Below are 24,401 nucleotides of genomic sequence, written 5' to 3'. Positions count from 1 at the left end.
GCTGCTGACTTACCGCTTCTCGGTCAGGAACTTGCCTGCCGGTCCGCCCGCGTTCTTCTGGCGGCGGGTGTTGCCGTCGATGCCGCCTTCGATCGCCCATTCGGCGAACATGGTCGGCCCCGGCTCGAAAGCGCGCGGCTCCCAGTGTTCGTCCAGCTGGTCTTCGTCGGCGTAGTACTCGATCAGGCCGCCGGCCGGGTTCCTGAAGTACCAGAAGTAGGCCGACGAGATCGGGTGCCGGCCCGGGCCGAGCTGCGTGTCCCACCCCTTGCGCGAGACATGCATGCCGCCGCCGAAGACTTCATGGATGTCGCGCACGGTGAAGGCGACGTGGTTCAGGCCGCTTTTGGGTTCCGGCAGCTGCAGCAGGAACAGGTCGTGGTGGCCGCCTTCGGGCGTGCAGCGCAGGAAGGCGCCGCGGTCCGGATAGCGGTCCGACGGCACGAAGCCGAACTTCTCGACATAGAAGCGCTCCGTGGCCTTGACGTCCTTGACGAAGAACACCACGTGGCCCACTTCGATCGGGGTGGCGTGGTCGTAGATCGGGCTGCGCTGGTTCAGGCGCGGCTTGTCGTTCCACGTGTTCATCAGTGCGCATTCGACCTGCACGTCATGCTTGCGCGTGGCCTGGAAACGCACGGCCAGGCCGTTCGGGTCGGTGCAGCCGATGCGCATCGTATCGCCCTCGCCTTGCTTCACGAAGCCCGGTGCGTCGGCAATCGTCTTGGCGAGCTGGTCCAGCGAGGCCTGCGAGTCCACGCCCCACACCACTTCGCGCAGCGTCGGGCCGGCTTCGATCGCGGGCGGCAGCGTGGCGTCGTCGATGCGGCGCACCAGCACGCGGCAGCCGTTGAGCGTTTCGAAATCCAGGCCCTGCGCGTCGTCGCGCTTGATGGCCAGGCCCCAGTCGGTGAAAAAGCCACGGCAGGCGTCAAAGTCATCCGCGCCGTAGACGATCTCGTCGATCCCCAATACCTTGATCATTGCTTCTCTCCAGCCTGCCGGGTTCAGTGGTTGGCCCACGGCAGCGGTTGTTCGTTCAGGCCCCAGTACACGCTCTTCTGCTCCATGTACTGCAGGATGCCAAGCCGTCCCTTCTCGCGGCCCAGGCCACTGTCGCGCCAGCCGCCGAACGGCGTCGCGATCGAGAACTGCTTGTAGGTGTTGATCCACACGTTGCCCGCCTGCACGGCCCGTGCCACGCGCCAGGCGCGTTTGTAGTCACGCGTCCAGATGCCGGCGGCGAGCGCATAGACGCTGTCGTTGGCCTGCGCGATCAGGTCGTCCTCGTCGTCGAACGGGATCGCCACCAGCACCGGCCCGAAGATCTCTTCCTGGCAGATACGGGCGTTGTTATCCAGCCCTTCGATGATGGTCGGCGTGTAGAAATAGCCGTTGGGCAGGCCGGCCACGTCGGGGCGCAGGCCGCCGGTGCGCAGCTGGCCGCCCTCTTCCACGCCGGCGGCGACGTACGACTCGATGCTGTCGCGATGGCGGTCGGTGATCAGCGGGCCCATCTGGGTGCGCTCATCGGCGGGGTCGCCCACGCGCAGGTGCGCGGCGCCCGCGGCCAGGCGGTCGATAAAGGCTTCGTACTGCGAGCGTGCCACGAACAGGCGCGAGCCGGCGATGCACGACTCGCCCGACGAGCTGAAGATTCCGTACAGCACGCCGTTGACCGCATGGTCCAGGTCGGCATCGTCGAACACCATGGTCGGCGACTTGCCGCCCAGTTCCAGCGACACCGGCATCATCTTGTCGGCGGCGATATGGGCGATGTGCTTGCCGGTGGTGGTGCCGCCGGTGAACGACACGCGCCGCACCAGCGGATGCTTGGTGATGGCGTCGCCGATCACCGAGCCCTTGCCCGGCAGCACGCTGACCAGGCCCTTGGGCACGCCGGCCTCTTCGCAGATGCGCGCCAGTTCCAGCGCCATCAGCGGGGTGACTTCAGCGGGCTTGACCACCACGGCGTTGCCCGCGGCCAGCGCCGGCGCCATCTTCTGCGCCTCGCTGGCGATCGGCGAGTTCCACGGCGTGATCGCCGCGACCACGCCCATGGGCTCGTACACGCTCATGGTCAGGCAGTCGCCGCGCTGCGGCGTGATGGTTTCTTCCAGCGTCTCGCAGGCGGCGGCAAAGAACTGGAAGGTGCCGGCGGCACTGGCCACCAGGGCGCGCGTCTCGCTGATCGGCTTGCCGTTGTCCAGGCGCTGGCGCTGGGCCAGTTGCTCGCCCTGGGCGCGGATCAGTTCGGCCACGCGGTACAGGACCGCGGCGCGCTCATGCGGCTTGCGCTGGGCCCAGCCGCTGGTGAGGAAGGCCTGGTGGGCGCCCTGCACCGCTTCTTCCACGTCCGACAGGTTGGCGGCGTTGAGTTCGGCCACCACTTCGCCGGTAGCCGGGTAGCGCGTGCCATAGCGGTCGCCGGTCCCCAGGCGCCATTCGCCCGCGATGCAGATGGGGAGTACTTCTTGCGTCTTCATTGTCGTTGCCTGCTAAGTCTGTAGGGCGTGGCTGCCGGGACTAGATCGATACCGCGTGCGCGCGGTTGCCCAGTGCGCGCACCACGCTGAACACCGTCAGCGCGGAAGTCTTGGGGTTGGCCGCGAGCGGCTTGCCGCGCATGGTCAGCTCGAAGCCGCCGAAAGCGCCTCGCGCCTCCACGTGATGCACGTTCTCCACCGCATGCGGGTCGGCCAGCAGCTTCACCGACGTGCGGTCCAGCCCCAGGCCTGCCAGCGACACAGTGGCGGCCACGTTGGCGTTCTTGGGATACAGGCGCGCCGCGTCGCGTGCCGTGCCTTCGAAGATCACGGTCGCCTCGGTCAGCGCATTCAGGTCGAAGAGCTGCTCGGCCGGCGTGCCGGCCCAGGCGCGAGCCGGCTTGCGGCCGGTGTAGATCACTTCATCCAGCCCGCCGACACGCGCCGCGGCCAGCGCATCGATCGCGCCGATCGCACCCGACAACAGCTGCACCTGCGTGCCGCCGCGGCGCGCCGCCGCTTCCAGCCGCTCGGCCATGCCGGGCTCGGACAGCGCGCCCACCGACACCACCATGCACGGGATGCCGCGCTCCAGCGCCGGCACGATGTGCTCTTCCAGCGCATGGTGGCCGGCACACTCGACCAGCAGGTCGGGACGCTGGTCGTCCAGGTGCGTCGCCACGCGGGCGCCCGGCGCCAGCGCGCAGACCGCGTCGCGTGCCTCGTCCATCGTGTGCTCCGGCACGATCACCACGTCGAACACCACGTCAGGATCGCTCTTGAGCAATTCCATCACGCCGCGGCCGATCGCGCCGCAGCCAACCATGGACACATGCAGCATCTCCGGTCTCCCTCAGGCGGTGACAGTGGTTTGTTCGCGCGCCGGCTCTTCGTTGTCCTTGTTCACCGGGGGGCCGGCAAAGATGGTCTTGAAGGAACCGATCGACAGCATGTCGATTTCAAGCAGGAACGGGCCGGACTCGGCCGTGGCCGCTTCCAGCGCGGCGTCGACCTCGGCCAGGTTGCTCACGCGGGCATGGCGCAGCGACAGCGACTTTGCCAGCGTGGCGTAGTCCGGCGTATGCAGGTCCACGTAGTGGCGGCGGCCGCCGTACTGCGCGTCCTGGATGTTCTTGATCACGCCGTAGCCCTTGTCGTTCATCAGCACGATCACCATGTCGGCGCGTTCCTGCACCGCGGTGGCCAGTTCGCCCAGGTTCAGGATGAAGCCGCCGTCGCCGGCCAGCGTGAACGTCTTCTTGCCCGAAGCGGTCGCCGCAGCACCGATCGCGGCGCCGATGCCCATCGCCAGGCCCTGGCCGATGCCGCCGCCCAGCGCATGCACGCCGGCACGCGAATCGAAGATGCGCAGATGGCGGTTGCCCCAGGTGCTGTTCGACACGGTCACGTCGCGCACCCAGTTGAAGCTGCGGCCGACCGCGCCCTGCAGCGCCTGCACCAGCGCCGAGTACGGGCCCAGGCCGTCGACCAGGCTGTTGACGGCGGTGTCGTGCGCGCGGCGCAGGTCGGCGGCGAAGGCCGGATCGATCTGCATGCGCTTTTCGAGCCGATCCGCCAGGGCGTCCAGCGCCAGCGCGGCGTCGCCGCTGACAAAGTAGTCGCTCAGGTAGCAGCGGCCTTCGGCGGCTGGGTCGGCGTCGATGCGCAGCAGCGGGCGCGGCAGCTTCAGTTCGTACTTCAGGGTTTCATTGCCGCGCAGGCGCGAACCCACCACCAGCATCGCATCGCAGGTCTGGTAGAAGTTTTCGACCGGCTTGTGCAGGTTGAAGGCACCCAGCGAGCGGGGATCGTCTTCCGGCACAATGCCGCGGCCCTGCGTGCTGGTGACCACGCCGAAGCCCAGGTCCAGCAGGCGCTGCACCTGCTTGCTGGCGTGGCGCGCACCGCCGCCCAGCCACAGCAGCGGGCGCTTGGCCTTGACCAGGCGCTCGGCCAGCGCGTCCAGCGCGTGCGCCGACGGCACGTGCTGCGGCACCGGCAGCGGCTGCAGGTCGGCCGGCATGTCGATCAGCGCGGCCTGGATGTCGATGGGGATCTCCACGCTGACCGGGCCGGTCGGCGCCGTCAGCGCGGTCTGCACGGCCAGCTTGATGGTGCTGATGGCGGTGTCGGCACTGCGGATGCGGAAGGCGGCCTTGGACACAGCCTTGAGCATGGTGAGCTGGTCCGGGGCTTCGTGGATGTAGGCGAGGCTCTGGTCCAGGTACGGCGTTTCGATCTGGCCGGTGATGTGCAGCATCGGCGTGCCGGCGGTCAGCGCTTCGACCATGGCGCCGGCGGCGTTGCCCGCGGCGGTGCCGGTGCTGGTCAGGCATACGCCCAGGCCGCCGGTGGTGCGGGCATAGGCGTCGGCCATATTGGTGCCGCCCGCTTCGCCGCGCGCCGGCACGAAGCGGATCTTGCCGCGCTCGCCCATGGCATCGAGGATCGGCATATTGTGGATCGAGATCACGCCGAAGGCGGCCTTGACGCCGCACTGCTCGAGAAACGCCGTGATGGCGCAGCCGACGGTGACCTGCTGTTGTTCGTACTGGTGTTGATTAGGCATGACGGGAGTGTCCTCCGGAGATATCGAAATGGCTGCCCGTGGTGTACGAAGACAACGGCGAGGCAAGGAACAGGATGGCGCGGGCTGCCTCGACCGGCAGGCCCAGGCGGCCAAGGGGAATATGTTTCTGCTGGGCCAGGCGCGCGGTCCATGCGGCCCAGTCCAGGTGGCGGTCTGCTTCGGGGCGCGCCTCGAAGCGGCGGCGCCACTGGCCCGATTCGACCAGCCCGATCAGGATGCCGTTGACGCGGACGCCCTTGGGCGCAAACTCGGTGGCCATCGAGCGCACCAGGTTGAGCACGCCGGCACGCGCGGCGGAGGTCGCCACCATGTGCGGCTCCGGCTGCTGCGCCAGCAGCGAGTTGACGCAGACGATGGCGCCCTGGCCTGACTTCTCCAGTTGCGGCAGGAAGGCGCGCGTCGGGTGGATCACGGAGAAGAACTTGAGCTGCAGCTCTTCCATCCAGGCAGCGTCTTCGGTGTTGGCGAAGGTCGACACCCGACCCTGGCCGGCATTGTTGACCAGCATGTCGACGTTGCCCAGCGTGGCCTGCACGGCAGCGGCAAAGGCGGCGACCTGTTCAGGCTTGAGCACGTCGCAGGTGGCGGCATAGAGCCGGCATCCGGGGAATTTCTCGCGCAACTGCGCCTCGGCGCTGCGCAGGCGGCTCTCGTCGCGGCCGCACATGGCCACGGCGGCACCCGCTTCGAGCAGCAGCTCGACGGTCGCCAGCCCGATGCCGGAGGACCCGCCGGTAACGACGGCAACCTTGCCGCCGAGTTCAATCATGGACATTGTCCTCACTCCCGATACAGATTCACCACCTTGGCGCCGCTGCTGTGCAGCGACGGGCGGTAGTCGAGCAGGCGCGACAGCTCGCCCGCGGTATCCCTGACCTTCTCCACCATCGCATCCAGCTGCGCCGGATCGATATGCGCGGCGGGGATGGTTGCGCCCAGCGCCGCCACCACCTTGCCGGTGCGGTCGCGCACCGGCGCGGCAATGGTCGAAATGCTGGCTTCGAAGAAGCCTTCCTGCAACACGTAGCCTCGCTCGCGGTCGCGCTGGACGATCTCGTGCAGCTCGTCGACCGTGCGCGGCGTGCTCTCGGAGAACACCGCAAGGTGCGTTTCCGGGTACAGCGTGCGCAGCTCCGCCAGCGACAGGTCTTCCAGCAGCACGCGCCCCAGCACCGTGGCATGCGCGGGCAGGCGCGTGCCGACGTTGACCGAGCTGGCAAACGGCCGCGGCGACACCGCCTTGGCCACGTAGACGATCGAACGCCCGTCGCGCACCACCAGGTTGCTGGGGTAGCCGATCTCGTCGCGCAGCCGCTCCAGCAGCGGGCGGCCCAGCTCGGTCAGCTCCAGCGACGCCAGGTATTCAAACCCCAGGCGCAGCACGGCCATGCCCAGCCGGAAATCCCGGCCGCCATCGGCGCGTTCCACAAAGCCCAGCATTTCCAGCGTGGCCAGCAGGCGGAACACGGTCGAGCGCGGCACCTTCAGACGGCGCGCCAGTTCCGCTGCCGACATGGTGCGGTCCTTGCTGCTGAACTCGCTCAGCAGGCGCAGGCCGCGCTCCAGGCCCGGAACGATGTACTTGTCCGGGGTCTCGTTGGCGGCGGGCGTGGCCGGGATGGGGTTGCTGCTCATGGCTTCGGTGGATGCGTGCTGACGGACGTTCGCCGGCATTAGCGCTTGATCTTCGTCAGCGGATGCTCGGGCGGGTAGGTCGGCGTGATCGGCTTCTTGGCACCCAGCATCACGCACATCAGCGCGTCTTCCTCGCCGATGTTGATTTCCTCGCGGTAGACGCCAGGGGGCACCGAGACCAGGTCACGGTCGGTCAGGATGGTCTCGAAGCGCTCGCCGTCCTTTTCCAGGATCAGCTTGACCTTGCCGCGCAGGATGAAGAACACCTCTTCCACATCGGTGTGGATATGCGACGGGCCTTCATGGCCGGCCGGGATGATCATCGTGGAGAAGGTGAAATGCTCGCTCGGCACGGTGTTGGTGTCGGCGGCCACGCCGGTGCCGCCGGTGCCCAGGTAGCGCATCTGCGCGCGGCGGTACTTGGGGTCGTAGTCGGCCTGGAACTTCAGCGCGTCCCAGTCGTACTTGCGCGTGGAGAAGCGCGCCACGCGGCTTTCCATCCACTGGTCGAACGAGGCGTCCTCCGGCTGGTCCCAGGAACGCTTGATGTTTTGTGGTTGAGAAAGATCGCTCATTTGGATTCCTTCTGTTTTCAGTGGATCGGTTGGTTCAATGCATGACAAAGCCGCCGTTGACCGCCAGCGTCTGGCCGGTCACGAAACGGGCGAGGTCGGACAGTGCAAACAGCACCGCGCCGCAAACATCGTCGGGCAGTTGCTCGCGCGTGATCGCGCGCTGCTCGCGGTACAGGTCGTGCCGGTGCTGCGGCACGTATTCGGTGGCTTCCACCAGCGTCAGGCCCGGGGCCACGGCGTTCACCGTGATCTGGTCCTTGCCCAGTTCACGCGCCAGCGACCGGGTCATGCCGATGATGGCGCTCTTGCTCGCCACGTAGGCCAGCAGGTTGGGCGCGCCCCACAGCGGCGTGTCCGAAGCCAGGTTGACGATGGCGCCGCGGCCGCTGGCGCGCAGCGCCGGCAGGCAGGCGGTGGTCATCAGCCAGGTGCCGCGCACGTTGACGTTCATCACGCGGTCCCAGGTGGCGATGTCGATGGTGGCGGCGTCACGGCCGCCGGAATCCGTCACCGCGGCGTTGTTGACCAGGCCGTCGAGCCCGCCCAGCGCCTTGACCGCGGCCTCGGCGCAAGCCTGCACCGAGGCCGGATCGGACAGGTCCAGCGTGACCGGCACCACCTTCAGGCCGCGGGCGCGCAGGGCGTCGGCTTCCTGCTGCAGGCGCTCGGCCAGGATGTCGGCCATGGCCACGGTGGCGCCGGCTTCGGCCAGCGCCTTGACGAAGGCCAGGCCCAGTCCGCGCGCGGCGCCTGTGACCAGCACCTTGCGCCCGGCCAGCAAGGTGTTGTTGGTGTTTGCCTCAGGCATGGCTGGCGGCTCCGGCGGGTTGCAGCATGGCGACGGGCTCGTCGGCCACTTCCTGCTCGGCGCGGCGCTTGAGCAGGCGGCGCACGCGGGTGATGCCGGCGTCGTGCTGGTACAGCATCTCGTGGTCGCGCGCGTTCGGGGCCATCATTTCCAGCACCACGCGGTCCTGCTCCAGCACGTCCCAGTGCAGCTGCTCCAGGCGGTTGCGATACAGGAAGCGCCACACGTCGCGCTCCCAGGCCTGCACGTGGCGGGTACGCCAGAAGAACACCATGCAGTGGTCTTCATCCACCGGCGTGGCCATGCCGACGATGCCGAACGGGCCGCCCGGGCCGACACTGGCGCGGTACGGAATCGCCAGGCGCAGCCACAGCGTGCCGGTCTCGCCAAATTCCACCCAGTCGAAATTGACGCCGCGCTGGCCGGTCTTCTCGAACACCAGGCCATGCTCGGTCTCGCGCACCTGCATCACGGCGGACTTCTCGCCGCTGGCCATCGAGTGCGACACCGCATGCAGGTAGGCACCGTGCATCGGGTCCATCACGTTGTCGATGGCGTAGCGGTAGTTGCAGTCCCAGTGCGCCACGCACAGGAAGTTGCTGTGTTCTTCGCTGACCAGTTCTTCCGGCAGGCGCAGTTCGTCGGGGCTGCCCTCGCCTTGCGGGGCCTGGTCGCCGAACCACAGGAAGATGGCGCCGGCCTTTTCCTGCACCGGGTAGCTGCGCACGCAGGTGCGGCCTTCCAGCGGGCAGCTTTCCACCGCCGGCACGCTCTTGACCTGGCCGTCGCCGCCGACCTCGACGCCGTGGTACCAGCAGGCAACGCGGTCGCCCAGGTTCCAGCCCATCGACAGGCGCGCGCCTCGGTGCGGGCAGCGGTCTTCCAGGGCGTGGACCTGGCCTTCGCCGTCGCGCCACAGCACGATGTTCTGGCTCAGGCGGGTGATGCCGATCGGGGCATGGGACACCGCCCACGAGGCGGCGACCGGGTACCAGTAGTTGCGCAGGCCGGTGTTCAGGCGGGCTTCGGTGCGGGCTTGCTTGTTCGATTCCATGGTTTTCTCGCTTCGAGGCTGGACTTGGACTGGGGCGGGCTCAGGCACCCAGCCGGCGCATTTCGGACAGGAAGCGCTCTTCGGTCCAGCGCTGGCCGTCCACGCCCAGGAAACCGGCGTCGTTGAAGGCGCGCACGATGTCCTGCGGGTTCTGCGCGCCGCCTTCGAACGCGGCTTCCAGGGCATCGCCCAGCGCGTTCTCATAGGCGGTCGGTGCGGCGGCGCGGGTCTGCCAGACGATGTTGGCGACCTTGCCGGGTTGCTCGATATGGCCCTTGCCTGCCACGTTGTTCGGCGCCGGACGCTCCCAGGGCACCAGGTTCGGGTTGTACGTGAGGCTTTCCATTGCGCTTTGCTCCATGTCTTGCAGCGGGGGGACCGTGTTCCGCGTGCCGCGTCGACCGGTATTGCGATCGCCTGGCTACGTTTTACTAATGAAACACTGGTTTAGATATTGAACACAGGTACGACTATAGACAACGCGGCCACAAAAATTGACTGGGGTTAACCCGCGATCGGCACTACGAAATCTGGAAGGGGTGGCGCAAGGTGCGCGCCACCACGTGGGATGCGGCGGCAGGCGCCGCCGCGGTGGCTTCAGGTGATGTCGTCCAGCACCGAGCGGATCAGCCGCGCGGTGGCGGCGGCCTGGTCGATATAGCAGGCGTGGCCGGCATCGGGGATCAGCGAGAACGGCAGGCCGAAGCGTTCGGCCAGCGTGCCGCAGGCGGGCGGCGTGGTGACCACGTCATGGCTGCCGCAGGCAATCTGCGTGGGCAAGGCATCGGGGCGCTGCGCCAGGTAGGCGTGGATGTCGTCGCCGCACAGCATCGCCACCGCCTGCCGGTAGCCGTCCGGGTTCAGCCGTTGCATGTTCCAGCGCACCCATGCCTGTGCGCCGGGGTCGGCCTCTTCGCTCAGCAGCCGGGCCGGCCCGCGTTGCGCCAGGCCATCGACGCCCAGGGATTCCAGCGCCTCCAGCCGCTGGCGCGCAACCTCCCTTGCCTGGGCTTCCCTTCCCGCGCCGCCGTAGCCTTGCGCCACGCTGAGCAACAGCAGGCGCGCGGGCAGCTGGCGCGCGTTGGCGACATAGGCCGCCGCCATCAGCGCGCCCAGCGAATGCCCGACGATCAGCGCCGGCTGCACGCCCAGGGCCTGCAGCAGTCCGTCCAGCCGCTGCGCGTAGTCAGATGCCAATGGCCGCGCCTGCGCCAGCGGCGACGAATCGCCATAGCCCGGCGCATCCCAGGCGATCACCCGCGCGTGCGCGGCCAGCAGGCTCGCGCACGGCAGCCACGACGCCGCGCCGGAACTGATGCCGTGCAGCAGCACGACCGCCGGGCCAGTGCCCCCGCCGCAGCGGTAGGCCACGCGCTCGCCGCCCGCGCCCACCTGCACCACGCGCTGGGCAAACCCGCTGTCGAGGGCTTCCAGCAACTGCCGGTCTGGCTCAGTTGGCTTGCGAGGCTGATTTTGTTCCATATATAAAACTTAGGTTTGAGAATAAAACTTTTGAAGCATAGGCGTGTCGGGGTCCAACCGGGATGAGGGTTAACGATAGGGAGAGCGAAAACCTGTGCGCAGAGCCGGCGTTAGCCGTCGTGGCGCCGCCTCACTAGGGATAACCCTCCTCACATCTTGTGGAAACTCACGGCTATATTTTGCCTAACGTTTCTTATGTTGTTTGATGTTTCATATATAAAACACAAAAGAGACCGAAACAGCATTCGCGGCCGCCATCCGTAGTGGCAGCGGACAACAAGACGACAAAACGGAAAACGGAAGGAAACTGGTAGATGAAACTTGCACGAATTGCCGCAGGCCTGGCCGCGGCTCTCCCCCTGCTGGCCTCGGCACAATCTTCGGTCACCCTGTACGGGGTCATCGACACGGGCGTCGAGTATGTGAGCAATGTCGGCGCCAACGGCAACGGCCTGGTGCGCATGCCCAACCTGACCGCGACCGTGCCCTCGCGCTGGGGCATCCGCGGCACCGAAGACCTGGGCGGCGGCCTGAAGAGCATCTTCGTGCTGGAGTCGGGCTTCTCGCCGGATTCGGGCACCTCCAATCAGGGCGGCCGCCTGTTCGGGCGCCAGGCTCTGGTCGGGCTGACCAACCAGTACGGGACGCTGTCGTTCGGCCGGCAGTACACCATGCTGTTCTGGGCCACGCTCGACAGCGACGTCCTGGGGCCCAACGTGTACGGCTCGGGCTCGCTCGACAGCTACCTGCCCAATACGCGCGCCGACAACGCGGTGTCGTACAAGGCCAACTTCAACGGCTTCGTGGTGGGCGCCACCTACAGCTTCGGGCGCGACGCGGTCAACGCCGGCCCCAGCCCCTCGGGCACCAACTGCGCCGGCGAGAACGCCGCCGACAAGAAGGCGTGCCGCGAGTGGTCGGCCATGCTCGGCTACGACAACAAGACCTGGGGCGTCACCGCCGCGTATGACTCGCAGCGCGGCGGCCCGGGCGCCTTCGGTGGCCTGACCAACAGCAACCTGACCGACGACCGCCTGTCGCTGGGCGGCTACATGCTGTTCCAGCGCGCCAAGATCGGCGCCGGCTGGATCCGCCGCGACAACGAGGGCAGCCGCACGCCGATCAGCGACCTGTACTACGCCGGCGCGTCCTACGACATCACCCCCGCGGTCAACCTGGCGGGCCAGGTCTACTTCCTGAACTACCACGGCAGCGACAACCAGGCCATGCTCTATACGCTGCGCGCGATGTACAGCTTCAGCAAGCGCACCTCGGTGTACGCCACCGCCGGCTTTATCAACAACGGCGGCCAGCTGGCCATGTCAGTCAGCGGCGGCTCGCCTGGCTCGAACCCGCGCCCGGGCGAGAACCAGTGGGGCTCGATGATCGGCATCAAGCACGTTTTCTGATTTCCTCCGCGCCCCCCGGCGGTACCGTCCGGCGCATGCAACGCGCCGGACGCCAACACAGCCATTGGCCCCGGCCCGTCCGGGCGCCGCGTCTTACAGAGGTCTGAACATCATGAAGTCCGTACGCCGCAAAGTACTCGCCACGCTGGCCGCCGCGACCGCCCTGGTCGCTGCCACCGGCGGCACCGCCCTGGCCCAGGGTGCGTACCCGAACAAGCCCATCACCATCGTTGTGGCCTACCCGGCCGGCGGCGACGTCGACGTGCTGGCGCGCATGTTCGCCGAAAAGCTCGCCCCGCGCCTGAAGCAGTCGGTGGTGGTGGAAAACCGCACCGGCGCCGCCGGCACCATCGGCAGCGCCTACGTGGCGCGCGCCAACCCGGACGGCTACACTCTGCTGCTGGCCCCCAACACCGTCGCCATCGCGCCGCTGGTGCTCAAGGCCGGCGCCGGCGCCAGCTATGACGTGCAGCACGATTTCACGCCCATCAGCCAGATCGGCACGCAGTCGCTGTTCGTGGTCGTCAACAAGGGCACCGGCATCACCAAGGTCAGCGACCTGGTGGCACGCGCCAAGGCCGGCAAGGTGGAAACCTATGCCACGCCCGGCAATGGCTCGCCGATGCACATCATGGGCGAACTGTTCAACAAGTCCGCCGGCATCAAGATCAGCCAGGTGCCCTACCGCGGCCTGGCGCCCGCCATCGTCGACGTGATCGGCGGGCAGGTGCCGGTGACCTACATCACCTACGGCGCGATCTCGCAGTACGTCGGCAACGGCAGCCTGGTGCCGCTGGCGGTGGCGGACCAGAAGCGCTCGCCGTTCGCGCCCAACGTGCCGACGCTGGCCGAGCTGGGCTACAAGGACGTGGAAATCGGCGCCTGGCAGGCCCTGCTCGGGCCCAAGGGCATGCCGGCCGACCTGGTGCGCACGCTCAACACGCACGTCAACGAGATCCTGAAGATGCCCGACGTGGTGGCGCGCATGGCCACCATCGCGGTCACGCCTTCGGGCGGCGAGCCCGCGGTGCTGTCAAAGCTGATCGCAGCCGACACGGCCCGCTATACCAAGGTGGTCAAGGAGTTCGGCATCCAGGCCGACTGAGGCCGGAGCAATGCCGGCAGGCAAAACAAAACCCGCCAGTCACGGCGGGTTTTGCTTTGGTGCTTTGGCTTGCTGCTTGCCAGCGTCAGTTCACCCGCCGGTTCATCCCTTCCCAGAACGGCTCGCGCAGCTTGCGCCGCAGCAGTTTGCCCGATGGGTTGCGCGGCAGCGCTTCGACAAACTCGATGCTCTTGGGCACCTTGAAGCCCGCCAGCCGCTGGCGCGTCCACGCGATGATGCCGGCCTGGTCCGGCGCCTGCCCGGGCTTGAGCACGACGATGGCCTTGACCGCCTCGCCCCACTTCTCGTCGGGCACGCCGATCACCGCCACGTCCGCCACTTGCGGGTGGCCGTAGATCGCGCTTTCAACCTCGGCCGGATAGACGTTCTCGCCGCCGCTGATGATCATGTCCTTGACGCGGTCATGGATGTACAGGTAGCCGTCGGCATCCATGTAGCCCGCGTCGCCGGTGCGCAGCCAGCCTTCGGCGTCGATGGTGCGCGCGGTCTCTTCGGGCTGCTTCCAGTAGCCGGCCATGTTGTGCTGCGAGCGCACCACGAGTTCGCCGACCTCGCCGGGCGCGAGCTGGCGGCCTTCATAGTCGACCACCTTGATCTCCACGCCAGGCAGCGGCTTGCCCGCGGCACGCATGCGCGGCACTTCCTCGGTGGTGTGGTCCTCGGGCGGCAGCGCCACGATGGTGCCGGTGGTCTCGGTCATGCCGTACTGCTGCACGAAGCCGCAGCCGAACACCTCGATGCCCTCGCGCAGCAGCGCCGCCGGAATCGGCGCGGCGCCGTACAGCAGGTACTTCAGGCGCGAGTAGTCCACCTGGCGCGCGCGCGGGTCGCGCAGCACGATCTGCATCGCGGCCGGCACCAGGAACAGCTTGCTGATGCGTTCCTTCTCGATAAAGTCGAGCACCGCGCGCGGATCGAACTCGCGCGCTACCACGCCCTTGGCACCGGACAGCAGGTTGCGCAGGCCCCAGCCGGAGCCGCCGATATGCGCCACCGGCATCGCCACCAGCGAAACATCGTCGGCGACCCAGTGCGACCAGCGCACGTTCTCGCGCTCGCTGACTTCGGTGCCGATGGTCAGGTTGCGGTGCGTGAGCATCGCGCCCTTGGGCCGGCCGGTGGTGCCGGATGTGTACAGCTGCAGCAGCACGTCATGCGCGGCGGGCTGGTGCGCGGGCGGCGTATCCGGCTGCGCGTCGCGCCAGCCGGTGTAGCACTGCCAGTCGCCTTGCTCGGCGCACGGCTCCATCACCACCACCTTGCGCACCATCGGCAGCGCGGGCAGCAGGTTCCGGACCATTGCCGCCGATTCCGCCCCGACGAAGAGCACCACGGCATCGCAATGGCCGAGGATGAACTCCACCTCGGGCGGCGCCAGGCGCCAGCTGGCCGGCGTCATCACCGCGCCGATCTTGGACGCGCCAAGCAGCAGCTCGAAATAGTGGTCGCTGTTCTTGCCGATATAGCCGATGCGCTCGCCGACCCCGGCGCCTTCAGCCAGCAGGGCCTGTGCCACGCGATTGGTGTTCCGCTCGAACTCGGCATAGGTGGTCTGCCGGCCTTCGAACGCATACGCCACCGCCTCGGGCCGCAGGCGCGCGAAGTGGCGTACCGCGTGGGGCAATGTCGTCAGATAGCTGAAGTCCATCCGCGCCTCCTGATTCTGATAGTGTCCGGACCAGCGGTGCGCGGGCCCGGACACGACGATGTGCTGGCGCTACGCTCAGCGCGGCGCCATGCGGATGGCGCCGTCCAGGCGCACCGACTCGCCGTTGAAATAGCCGTTGCGGCACATCTCGACGGCCAGCGAGGCAAACTCTTCCGGCTGCCCCAGGCGCTTGGGGAACGGCACCGAAGCGGCCAGCGCGGCCTTGACGTTCTCTGCCGCACCCTGCAGCAGCGGCGTATTGAAGATGCCCGGCAAGATGGTGTTGACGCGGATGCCTTCACCCGCCAGGTCTCGCGCGATCGGCAGCGTCATGCCGACCACGCCGGCCTTCGATGCCGAGTACGCGGCCTGGCCCATCTGGCCGTCCTGCGCCGCCACCGACGCGGTATTGACGATCACGCCGCGCTCGCCGCCGGCGCTGTCCAGCGTCAGCATGCCCGCGGCCGAGCGTGCGATGCAGCGGAAGGTGCCGATCAGGTTGATCTGGATGATGCGCTCGAAGGCATCGGTCGGGAAATGCTTGATCTGGTCCGGCGCTTCCTTGGAACGCGAGGCGGTCTTGATGGCGTTGCCGGTGCCGGCGCAGTTGACCAGGATGCGTTCCTGGCCGATGGCGGCGCGCGCCTTGGCAAAGCCGGCCTCGACCTCGGCCTCCGAGGTGACGTTGACCTGACAGAACACGCCGCCCAGTTCACGCGCCAGCGCTTCGCCCTTCTCCACGTTGAGGTCGAACAATGCGACGCGCACGCCCTGCGCTGCCAGCGCACGTGCCGTCGCCGCGCCCAGGCCCGAAGCGCCACCCGTCACCACTGCCGATACCGATGCATTGAGTTCCATATCGTCTTCCCTTGTCTCTTGTTCCTGGCCCGGCCGGATCCAGCGCGGCCCCGCGGTTTGATGAAGCCGGCAGGCGCAAGAATCGCCTGTACCGGAGTAGGGTCGAGATTCGTGGATCGGCCGTTGCAACGCATCGTCCGAAGCGACGAATGAGGATGGCGCGTGCCTGCGGCGCGCTCCGGCACCCGGCGCGACCAATGCGCTACAGTGACGCGATCGACGGCCATTCCGGCGCCGCCCGGCACCGGCAACCGACTACGAACCATGCACAAACCCGAACACCACGCCCCCACCCCTGCGCCCCGCTGGCATGCCGCACTGCGGCCGGTGCTGCGTGCGTTCGCCGTGCTGGCCGCGCTGTTGACGCTGCTGTGCGCCATTCCGGCGCACGCCGCCCCGGCCGGCTCCCTCGCCGCACTGCTGGGCAAGGCGGATAAGCCCGCGGCGCCGGCCAGCGCACCCGCCGCCAGCGTGCCGCTGGCGCAGTCGCTGGACCAGGTGATCGCCACGCTGCAGAACGACGGCGAGCGGCGCGCCCTGGTGGGCCAGCTGCAAACCATGCGCCAGGGGCTGGGTGACTCCGGGGCCGCGCCCGCCTCCGCCGCGGCAGCCCCGGCCGGTGCCTCCGCGCCCGGCCTGATCGGTGCCGTCGCTGAAGTGCTGGACGAAGTCGATACCCATCTGCGCAAGGATCGCGGCCCGTGGCAGTTCTGGCGCTGGCGCACGCGCTTCGCGGGCGAGGAATGGCACGCCGCGCTCACCCACAACGGCGCCCGCACGACGCTGGCCTCGCTGCGTGAATTCGCGCTGGTGCTGGCAGCCTGGGCAGTGAGCGGCGGGGTCTTGTGGGAGATCGGCCACCGCATCCGGCGCCGGCGCGCGCGCAAACCCACGCGCGCCGAGCGCGGCAAGCTGCCCGAACTGCCATCGTGGGTCGACGTCGGCGTCTTCATGCTGCGCCATATCGGGCCCTGGGTGGTGGCATTCGGGCTGACCTCGCTGCTGGCCCAACGCGTATTTGCCCAATCGCCGGCCAGCGTCGCCGCCGTGCTGGTAGCGTATGCAATCGTGGCGGGAGCGATCGCGGCAGCGGTGTGCCAGGTCATCTTCACGCTGTTCCGCAGCGCGCACCGGCAGCTGGCGGTGCGGCAGCTGCTGGCGCGCTCACCGTGGCTGCTGATCTGCACGGGGGCGCTGGCGGCGCTGGGCGACGGCGCCACCGACAGCCGCGTGATCGCCGTGCTCGGCACCAACCTGTGCGCGCTGGTGGCCACCGTGGCCAATATCGCCGCAGCCCTGGGCATCGGCGCGTTCGCGCTGTGTTTCCGCCGGCAGATCGGCCAGCTGATCAGCCAGCGGCCGCTGGCCTTCCGCCAGGCCCACCCGGCCGCGACCGACCTGCTGCGGCTGGCCGGGCAGGCCTGGCACCTGCCGGTGCTGGCGGTGGTAGTGGCATCGGTGGTCGGCACCATCCTGGCCACCGGCCATGCGGATGTGTTCCTGCGCCGCACGGTGGCATCGGTGGCATTGTTCCTCGCCGGGCTGCTGCTGACGATGGTGGCGGGGCACTCGCCCAAGGCCACCGCGCGGCCGCCGCGCATCCGCGACCGCCGCCGCTCGGCCTACCTGCAGCGCTTCGGGCGCTTTGCGCTGGCACTGGTGCGCGTGCTGATCTGGGCGGTCTTCATTGAGATGGTGATGCGCATCTGGGGCACGTCGCTGGTGCGCCTGGCCGAGTCGTCCGCCGCGGGCCGCCATCTCACCGAGACGGTCTTCAGCGTCACCAGCACCGTGCTGCTGGCCTGGCTGGTCTGGCTGCTGATCGACACCGCCATCATGCAATCACTGTCGCCGGCGCACGGGCGCGGCGCGCAGCCCAGCCTGCGGGTCAAGACCATCCTGCCGCTGGTGCGCAACGCCTCGCTCATCGGCCTGCTGGTGATCACGGTGATCGCGGTGCTGGCCAACCTGGGCGTCAATGTGACGCCGCTGCTGGCCGGCGCGGGCGTGGTCGGCCTGGCCATCGGCTTCGGCGCGCAAAGCCTGGTGCAGGACCTGATCACGGGGCTGTTCATCGTGGTCGAGGACTCCATCGCCATCGGCGACTCGATCGAACTGCCGGACCACGCCGGCGTGGTCGAAGCCATGACCATCCGCACGGTCAGGCTGCGCGACGGCCGCGGCGCGCTGCACACGCTGCCGTACAGCCAGATCAAGGCAGTCAAGAACCTGTCGCGCGGCTATGCCTACGCGGTGTTCAACATCGGCATCACCTACCAGAGCGACCTGGACCAGGCGCTGGAGCTGATCCGCACCACCGGCGCCGAACTGGCGCGCGACCATCGCTACGCGCGCAACCTAATGTCTGGGCTGGACATCCTGGGGCTGGACCGTTTCGACCCCAACGGGCCGGTGGTGATGGCACAGTTCAAGACCCGGCCCCTGATGCAGGCCGAGATCACGCGCGCCTTCAATGCGCGGCTCAAGCGCAATTTCGACGCCAGCGGCATCCGCATGGCATCGCCGAGCCTGACGATTCAGGTGGGTGGCGGCGCAGCGCAACTACTGGATCCGGAAAGCGCCAACGAAAAAGCGACCCAGCGGGCGACTGATCCGACGATTCAGGGACAGTAGCAATGCGGTTGGCGCGGGCGTTCCTCTTCACGACGGAGGCGGCGCCAGCCACGGGTTGAGCACCTGCAGCCCGGCCGCTTCAAAGGGCGACACATCCCGCGTCGCGACTATCATGCCGTTGGCCGCGGCAATCGCGGCGATGTAGCCATCCGGCGTGGGAAGGCCGCGGCCACGGCTTCTGGCGGCAGTGGCGAGTTCCGCATAGTGCCGGGCCGCATTCGTGTCGAACGGCAAGATGCGCCCTTCGAACAGCGTCACCAGGCCGTCCAGCGCAGCGGCCAGCATGGCGCGGCGCCTGCCCGCGGGCAGCGCGCCGATGCCGAACAGCAGTTCGGCCAGCGTCACACTGGACAGGTACAAGGTCTCGGCGGCCTGGTCGTTGAGCCAGCAGCGCACGGAGTCAGCCGGTTCCGGCTTCATGGCCTCGGAAATGACATTCGTATCCAGGACGATCATTCAAACCTCACCGGCTCGGCCGCTGCCTTGTCCTTGCCCTGCTCGATCGCTTCAACGTCCGCATTCGACAAGCCGATCTCGCGGCCAAGCATCGCCAGCGCATCGCCCAGGCGCACGCGCTTCTGCGGCATCACCGCGCTGGCCAGGATCTCACGCACCTCAGCTTCAGTGCTGCGTCCGTTCTGGGCGGCACGGACCCGCAGCGCACGGTGCACGTCGTCGGGCACATTTCTAACGGTCAGGATCGGCATGATCGCCTCCATGGATGCAGTCAATGACTGCATTATTACACCAATGCTGTCATTCAAACAAATGCTGTGGCCTTGCTGGGTCGAACCTGTGGCGCAAGCGCCAACAGATTCGTGGCGCATGTGGAACGTCGCGCACTATTTCAGCGCTGGAAATTTCTTTTCTTCTCGGGTATTACCATCGCGCCGCGACATGATCACGCCCCTGCCCGGCCTGGCGGGGAGTTACGTCGCGCAATCCGGGTTTCCCCCCCCGATACGGGGGATAAAACAAACAACATTGTTTGGCATGATTGCGTTACGGCGGACATGACGGGACAATGCGCGCCGCCAGCAGCATCCGTATCGGCGCAGTACAGAACGCCAGAACGGAACCGATAACACAAAGAGATGTAGCCACTTGCCGTGGCGCAGAGCAATAGGCGTTTGCCACCGGGGGGATCTGAACATGGGCGAACACCCGACTACGGACGAGGACTTCCATCGTCTGGTCGACTCAATCTACGAGTCCGCGCTGGACGTTGCGGTCATGCCCGCCGCCCTCGACCTCTTTTCCCGTTACACCTGCACAGGCAGCCCGCGTTACCTGATCTGGGACAAGCTTGCCGGCCATGCCCGCCTTGGCGTGACCCCGCACGGCTGCTTCACCAGCGGCGTCAGCATGCCCGACTGGCTGCCCGGTCCGCTCGACCTGCCCCATCCGGGCGCTTGCTGCCCCCCCAATGACGCCCCCGCGCTGGCCTGCGACGGCACGTCCGCGCTGGCGGCGTCGCACAATGGCGGCATGACGGACGCAGCCACGGCTGCGCTGGCCTGCAGCGGACTGGAACAAGGCATCCGCCTGATTGAGAACGCCGAGGTTTGCGTGCTGATGAGCGGCACCAGCGCGGGCAGCATCAGCACAGGCCAGCGCGAGCGGCGCCTGGCCCACGTGATGCCGCACTGGGTGCGCGCGGCACGGATGCAGCAGCGCAACTTCGAGCTGAGCGGGCTGGCCAGCCTGGGCCTGGCCGGGCTGGATACGTTGGATTTCGGCGTGATGGTGCTGCAGGCGGACCTGCGCGTGCGCTACGCCAACAGCTGGGCCGAGGCGCTGGTGCAGGCCGACGGCCACCTGTCGCTGCAGGGCGGCGTGCTGCGCGCCCACAGCGACACGCTGCAGGCGGTGCTGCGCAAGCTGCTCGACGGTGCCATGCGTGCCCGCGGCACTGAGGCGGCCTCCGGCTCGTGGATGCACATCACCTCGGGCGGACAGCCGGTGCCGATCATCGTCACGCCGCTGGTGTCGCGCCAGCCGGTGGAAGGCCCGTGGCAATTGCCGGCCGCGATGATGCTGTTCGGCAACTCGGAATCGCGCTCGGTGCTGGATGCCGGCGTGCTGACCTCGCTGTTCGGGCTGTCGCGCAAGGAAAGCATTATCGCGATCCGCCTGGCTGCCGGCGAAACCCTCAACGAAATTGCCGAGCGCGAATTTCTCTCGCCCCACACCGTGCGCGTGCATATCCGCGACACGCTGCGCAAGACCGGCACGCATCGCCAGTCGGAATTGGTGCGGCTGCTGCACCTGCTGCCGGGCGTGAACCTGGAGCGCGCCGGCGTGACCCCGCCCGCGCGGCCGCGCACGCCGCGCACGCGCGCCGCCTGAGACGCTGCACCACCCGCCTTCCCATCAGTTCACCGCCGCCTGCGCCGCCGCCAGGAAGCGCTGCACCTGGCGGTCGCCGTCGTCGGGCCGCGCCGCCAGCGCAATGCCGATGCGCCCGGCCGGACGCGGGCTGGACAATGGCAGGAAGCGCACGCGCCGGTTGGCGTAGCGTGCCGCCACGCTCGGCACCAGGGCCACGCCAAGCCCACTCTCGACCAGGCTGACCTGGGTCTGCACCTGCACCGCCTCCTGCGTGACGCGCGGCACAAAGCCCGCCTGCTGGCACAGCAGCATGGCCACCGCGTGCAGATTGGGCACCTGCGCCGCCGGATACATGATGAAAGGCTCGTCCGCGAGCGCGCGCAGCGGGATGGCGTCTGCGCTTGCCAGCGGGCTGTCAGCCGGCACCGCCGCGACAAAGACGTCGTTTTCCAGCGGCGTCAGCGAATAGTTGCCCGTGTTCAGGATCGGGAAGCGCACCAGGCCGGCGTCGATCTGGTGCTTTTCCAGGCGGTCCAGAATCGCGGCGGTGGTGGATTCATGCAGGATCAGCTCGATGCCGGGATGCGCCGCGCGGAACGCCGGGATCAGCTTGGGCAGCAGCGCATACGTCGCCGACCCGATAAAGCCGATGCGCAGCGCGCCGCGCTCGCCCTGCCCTGCAGCGATTGCCGCGGCACGTGCCTGTTGTGCATGAAACAGCGCACGGCGCGCATCGTGCAGCGCGGCCTCGCCCGCCTGTGTCAGCCGCACCCCGCGCGAAGTGCGCACGAACAGCGCCGTCCCAAGCTGGTCCTCGAGCTTGCGGATGGAAATGGAAAGCGGCGGCTGCGCCATGTGCAGGCGTTCGGCGGCGCGGTGGAAGTTGCCCGTCTCAGCCAGGGCGACAAACTGCTGCAGCTGGCGGAAGTCCATGGCTCGTTAATATCCTCTGAATATCGATTTCTAAAAAACTAATATTAGACCAAGCCTCGCCTGCTGAACTACCCTGTGCCCCACAGTCAACAAGATCGGGGACAACATGCTGCCGCTTGCAGGCATCCGCGTGGTCGACCTGTCCACGGTGGTGATGGGGCCGTATGCCAGCCAGTGGCTGGCCGACCTTGGCGCAGAGGTGATCAAGGTCGAGCCGCCCGAGGGCGATTCCACGCGCCGCACCGGCCCCGCCGCCGAGCCCGGCATGGCGGCCATTTTCCTGGGCGTGAACCGCAGCAAGCGCAGCGTGGTCCTGGACCTGAAGCAGCCGGCTGCGCAGGCCGCTCTGGACCGCGTGCTGGCCGGCGCCGACGTGCTGATGCACAGCATGCGCCCGCAGAAGCTGGCCGCGCTGGGGCTGGCGCCTGACGACGTGCGGGCGCGCCACCCGGAGCTGGTCTTTGTCAGCCTGCTCGGCTTTGCCGAGGATGGCCCCTATGGCGGCCGGCCAGCGTACGACGACATCATCCAGGGCCTGTCCGGCAATGCCGCGCTGATGGCGGCGCAAACCGGCGACAGCCGCTACTTCCCCACCATCGCCGCGGACAAGACCAGCGGGCTGGTGGCAGCGCTATCGGTCTGCGCGGCGCTGGCCGGGCGCGCCAGGCGCAATGCCGACGGCAGCACCGGCCACGGCACGCTGGTCGAGGTGCCGATGTTCGAATCCATGGTCGCCTTCAACCTGGTCGAGCACTTCTACGGCCGCCATTTCGAGCCGCCGCGCGGCCCCAGCGGCTACCCCCGCGTGCTGGCGCCGCTGCGCCGCCCGTACCGCAGCGCCGACGGCTATGTCTGCATGATGCCGTACACCGATGTGCATTGGCGCGACTTCTTTCACGCCGCCGATCGCCCCGGGCTGGCCGCCGATGCGCGCTTTGCCGATATCGCGGCACGCACGCGGCATATCGAAACGCTGTACGAGCTCACCGGCGAAATCGTGCTGGGACAGACCACTGCGCACTGGGTGGAACTGTGCGAACGCCTGCAGATCCCGGTGGCGCGCATCAATGAACTCGACGATCTGCCGGCCGATCCGCACCTGGTCGCCACCGGCTTCTTCGAAACCGTCGAAGACCCGGCCATGGGCACGTTGCGTTTTCCCGGCGCGCCGGTGCGCTTCGACAGCCAGCGCGCGCCGCTGGGCATCCCGCCGCGGCTGGGCGAGCACACCGGGAGCGTGCTGGCGCAGGCGGGACTATCCGCAGAAGCGATCGCGCAATTGCAACAAAGCGGTGCCGCACGCTGCGCACCCGCCAAGGAGACACCATGACGCATGCAGAACTGCCCCGCCTCGGCCAGGGCTTCTACTGGCAAGACCTGCAGGAAGGCCAGGCCTTCCGCACCTTCGCCCGCACCGTGACCGAGACCGACCTGGTCAATTTCATCTCCGTCACCGGCATGGTCGAGGCCATCTTCATCGAAGCCGGCTATGACGGTGGCGCCATCCAGGGCCGGCCGGTACCGGCGGCGCTGACCTACACGCTGATCGAGGGCTTTATCCTGCAGACCATGATCCAGGGCACCGGGCTGGCCATGCTGGAACTGACACAACAGATCCACGCGCCCGTGATGGTGGGCGACACCATCCACGCCACCGTGACCGTGACCGGCATCCGCCCGACCTCGCGCAGCGGCCGCGCTGTGGTGGATTCGCGCATCGAGGTATTCAACCAGCGCGGTGAGCAGGTCATGACCTACACCGCGCGCCGGTTGCTGGCGGGACGCTGAACCCACGGCGGCACCCGCCGCGTGGCTGCATGGACGGAGGAGACAAGCACATGAAGGCAAAGACTTTCATCACGACACTGGCTGCCGCGGCAGCCATCGTATTGCCGGCGGTGCTGGCGCAGCCGGCGGCGGCCGCCGATGCCGCCTATCCGTCGCACCCGATCCGCATGGTGGTGCCGTTCCCGCCGGGCGGCCCGACCGACCTGGTGTCGCGCGTGATCGCACGGCGCATGAGCGAGGCGCTCGGCCAGCAGGTGCTGGTCGACAACCGGCCCGGCGCCAACGGCAATATCGGCGCGGAGATTGTCGCCAAGGCGCCGCCCGACGGCTATACGGTGCTGTACAACACCTCGTCGATCGCGCTGAGCCCGGCGCTCTACCACAAGCTCAGCTACGACGTGAAACGCGATTTCGCGCCGGTGGCGCTGACGGCGATGGTGCCGCTGGTGCTGGAGGTCAACGCGCAGCTGCCGGTACAGAACGTGAAAGAGTTCATCCAGTACCTGAAGGCCAACCCCGACAAGCTCACCTATGGCTCGGCCGGCAACGGCAACGTGACGCACCTGGCGGCCTTCATGTTCCTGCAGGCCAACGGTCTGTCGGCGGTGCACGCGCCCTACAAGGGCAGCGCACCGGCGCTGACCGACCTGGCCAGCGGACAGGTGCAGTTCATGGCCGACACCATCAATTCATCGCTGCCCTTCATCCGCGACAAGCGCATGCGCGCGCTGGCAGTCACCAGCACCACGCGCAGCGCCCAGTTGTCGGACGTGCCGACCCTTGCCGAAACCGTGCAGCCGGGCTTCGAGGTCGGCGCCTGGCAGGGCATGATGGTGCCGGCCAGGACACCGGCCGAGATCGTGCGCAAGCTCAATGCCGCCGCCACCAAGGCGCTGGCCCACCCCGAGACGCGCGCAAGCCTGGCCGCGCAGGGTGCGGAGCCGCGCGGGTCGACCCCGGAGGCCTACGCCGCCTACCTCAGCGCGGAAATGACGCGCTGGCAGAAGGTCGTGAAGGATTCAGGCGCGACGCTGGACTGAGACC

Annotated in this window: 24 protein-coding genes; 8 read left to right on the top strand and 16 right to left on the bottom strand. The window is 68.0% G+C overall.

Annotated elements, in window-relative coordinates:
• Positions 1-9 precede the first annotated feature (9 nt).
• The 11 genes from CNE_RS21430 to CNE_RS21380 form a co-directional block, all read right to left on the bottom strand.
• Complete coding sequence (locus tag CNE_RS21430; RefSeq protein ID WP_013952370.1) at positions 10-984, bottom strand: VOC family protein; 975 nt, start codon at positions 982-984, stop codon at positions 10-12.
• A 23-nt stretch (positions 985-1,007) separates the two neighbouring features.
• Positions 1,008-2,486 carry an aldehyde dehydrogenase gene (locus CNE_RS21425; RefSeq protein WP_013952369.1) on the bottom strand — a complete coding sequence of 493 codons (1,479 nt, stop codon included), beginning with the start codon at positions 2,484-2,486 and terminating at the stop codon, positions 1,008-1,010.
• Between the two features lie 40 nt (positions 2,487-2,526).
• Positions 2,527-3,327 carry an aspartate dehydrogenase gene (locus CNE_RS21420; protein ID WP_013952368.1) on the bottom strand — a complete coding sequence of 267 codons (801 nt, stop codon included), beginning with the start codon at positions 3,325-3,327 and terminating at the stop codon, positions 2,527-2,529.
• A gap of 12 nt (positions 3,328-3,339) precedes the next feature.
• Entirely contained in the window at positions 3,340-5,055 is a 1,716-nt protein-coding gene (locus CNE_RS21415; protein WP_013952367.1) for a thiamine pyrophosphate-binding protein, read from the bottom strand.
• Complete coding sequence (locus CNE_RS21410) at positions 5,048-5,851, bottom strand: SDR family oxidoreductase (protein WP_013952366.1); 804 nt, start codon at positions 5,849-5,851, stop codon at positions 5,048-5,050. Before CNE_RS21410 ends, CNE_RS21415 begins: the two co-directional genes overlap by 8 nt.
• A 5-nt stretch (positions 5,852-5,856) precedes the next feature.
• A complete protein-coding gene (locus CNE_RS21405) occupies positions 5,857-6,711 on the bottom strand; it encodes an IclR family transcriptional regulator (protein ID WP_041228809.1) in 855 nt (284 codons plus the stop codon).
• Positions 6,712-6,749: 38 nt separating this feature from the next.
• Positions 6,750-7,286 carry a cupin domain-containing protein gene (locus tag CNE_RS21400; protein WP_013952364.1) on the bottom strand — a complete coding sequence of 179 codons (537 nt, stop codon included), beginning with the start codon at positions 7,284-7,286 and terminating at the stop codon, positions 6,750-6,752.
• 34 nt (positions 7,287-7,320) lie between these two features.
• Positions 7,321-8,094, bottom strand: coding sequence for an SDR family oxidoreductase (locus CNE_RS21395; protein ID WP_013952363.1), 774 nt, complete (start codon positions 8,092-8,094; stop codon positions 7,321-7,323).
• Positions 8,087-9,148: an aromatic ring-hydroxylating dioxygenase subunit alpha gene (locus tag CNE_RS21390; protein ID WP_013952362.1), complete on the bottom strand. Its 1,062-nt coding sequence runs from the start codon at positions 9,146-9,148 to the stop codon at positions 8,087-8,089. The genes CNE_RS21395 and CNE_RS21390 overlap by 8 nt, the downstream gene beginning before the upstream one ends.
• A gap of 40 nt (positions 9,149-9,188) precedes the next feature.
• Positions 9,189-9,494, bottom strand: a complete 306-nt coding sequence (locus CNE_RS21385; protein WP_404997174.1) for a recombinase-like helix-turn-helix domain-containing protein — start codon at positions 9,492-9,494, stop codon at positions 9,189-9,191.
• Positions 9,495-9,745: 251 nt separating this feature from the next.
• On the bottom strand, positions 9,746-10,630 hold the full coding sequence (locus CNE_RS21380) for an alpha/beta fold hydrolase (protein WP_013952360.1): 885 nt from the start codon (positions 10,628-10,630) through the stop codon (positions 9,746-9,748).
• Positions 10,631-10,944: 314 nt separating this feature from the next.
• On the opposite strand from CNE_RS21380, the gene CNE_RS21375 reads away from it, so the two are divergent.
• Together CNE_RS21375 and CNE_RS21370 are read left to right on the top strand one after the other, a co-directional pair.
• Positions 10,945-12,039, top strand: coding sequence for a porin (locus CNE_RS21375; protein WP_013952359.1), 1,095 nt, complete (start codon positions 10,945-10,947; stop codon positions 12,037-12,039).
• 112 nt (positions 12,040-12,151) lie between these two features.
• Entirely contained in the window at positions 12,152-13,144 is a 993-nt protein-coding gene (locus CNE_RS21370) for a Bug family tripartite tricarboxylate transporter substrate binding protein (protein ID WP_013952358.1), read from the top strand.
• Between the two features lie 85 nt (positions 13,145-13,229).
• Here the strand turns inward: CNE_RS21370 and CNE_RS21365 are convergent, their stop codons facing one another.
• Together CNE_RS21365 and CNE_RS21360 are read right to left on the bottom strand one after the other, a co-directional pair.
• Positions 13,230-14,813 carry a fatty acid--CoA ligase gene (locus CNE_RS21365; protein ID WP_013952357.1) on the bottom strand — a complete coding sequence of 528 codons (1,584 nt, stop codon included), beginning with the start codon at positions 14,811-14,813 and terminating at the stop codon, positions 13,230-13,232.
• Between the two features lie 75 nt (positions 14,814-14,888).
• Positions 14,889-15,671 carry an SDR family NAD(P)-dependent oxidoreductase gene (locus CNE_RS21360; protein ID WP_013952356.1) on the bottom strand — a complete coding sequence of 261 codons (783 nt, stop codon included), beginning with the start codon at positions 15,669-15,671 and terminating at the stop codon, positions 14,889-14,891.
• Positions 15,672-15,935: 264 nt separating this feature from the next.
• On the opposite strand from CNE_RS21360, the gene CNE_RS21355 reads away from it, so the two are divergent.
• On the top strand, positions 15,936-18,305 hold the full coding sequence (locus CNE_RS21355) for a mechanosensitive ion channel family protein (protein ID WP_013952355.1): 2,370 nt from the start codon (positions 15,936-15,938) through the stop codon (positions 18,303-18,305).
• 27 nt (positions 18,306-18,332) lie between these two features.
• Here CNE_RS21355 and CNE_RS21350 read toward each other — a convergent pair whose 3' ends face one another.
• On the bottom strand, positions 18,333-18,761 hold the full coding sequence (locus CNE_RS21350; protein WP_013952353.1) for a type II toxin-antitoxin system VapC family toxin: 429 nt from the start codon (positions 18,759-18,761) through the stop codon (positions 18,333-18,335).
• Positions 18,758-19,012: a FitA-like ribbon-helix-helix domain-containing protein gene (locus CNE_RS21345; protein WP_041228808.1), complete on the bottom strand. Its 255-nt coding sequence runs from the start codon at positions 19,010-19,012 to the stop codon at positions 18,758-18,760. Before CNE_RS21345 ends, CNE_RS21350 begins: the two co-directional genes overlap by 4 nt.
• Here CNE_RS21345 and CNE_RS41060 point away from each other — a divergent pair.
• Positions 19,011-19,322, top strand: a complete 312-nt coding sequence (locus CNE_RS41060; protein WP_148271647.1) for a hypothetical protein — start codon at positions 19,011-19,013, stop codon at positions 19,320-19,322. The genes CNE_RS21345 and CNE_RS41060 overlap by 2 nt on opposite strands.
• Positions 19,323-19,457: 135 nt before the next feature.
• Positions 19,458-20,654: a helix-turn-helix transcriptional regulator gene (locus CNE_RS21340; protein WP_013952351.1), complete on the top strand. Its 1,197-nt coding sequence runs from the start codon at positions 19,458-19,460 to the stop codon at positions 20,652-20,654.
• A 24-nt stretch (positions 20,655-20,678) separates the two neighbouring features.
• Here the strand turns inward: CNE_RS21340 and CNE_RS21335 are convergent, their stop codons facing one another.
• The gene (locus tag CNE_RS21335) at positions 20,679-21,569 is read right to left on the bottom strand and encodes a LysR family transcriptional regulator (RefSeq protein WP_013952350.1); all 891 of its coding nucleotides are present in this window, start codon (positions 21,567-21,569) and stop codon (positions 20,679-20,681) included.
• A gap of 106 nt (positions 21,570-21,675) precedes the next feature.
• Between CNE_RS21335 and CNE_RS21330 the strand changes: the two genes are divergently transcribed.
• The 3 genes from CNE_RS21330 to CNE_RS21320 are packed head-to-tail and all read left to right on the top strand — an operon-like array spanning position 21,676 to position 24,397.
• Positions 21,676-22,899, top strand: coding sequence for a CaiB/BaiF CoA transferase family protein (locus tag CNE_RS21330; RefSeq protein ID WP_013952349.1), 1,224 nt, complete (start codon positions 21,676-21,678; stop codon positions 22,897-22,899).
• Positions 22,896-23,357 (top strand): MaoC family dehydratase, encoded by a 462-nt coding sequence (locus CNE_RS21325; RefSeq protein WP_013952348.1) that lies wholly within the window; start codon positions 22,896-22,898, stop codon positions 23,355-23,357. Before CNE_RS21330 ends, CNE_RS21325 begins: the two co-directional genes overlap by 4 nt.
• Before the next feature lie 50 nt (positions 23,358-23,407).
• Positions 23,408-24,397 (top strand): tripartite tricarboxylate transporter substrate binding protein, encoded by a 990-nt coding sequence (locus CNE_RS21320; RefSeq protein ID WP_013952347.1) that lies wholly within the window; start codon positions 23,408-23,410, stop codon positions 24,395-24,397.
• Positions 24,398-24,401 lie beyond the last annotated feature (4 nt).

The sequence above is a fragment of the Cupriavidus necator N-1 genome (assembly GCF_000219215.1).
GTDB classification, from domain to species: Bacteria; Pseudomonadota; Gammaproteobacteria; order Burkholderiales; family Burkholderiaceae; genus Cupriavidus; species Cupriavidus necator.
This window is presented reverse-complemented; position numbering and strand designations above follow the sequence as displayed.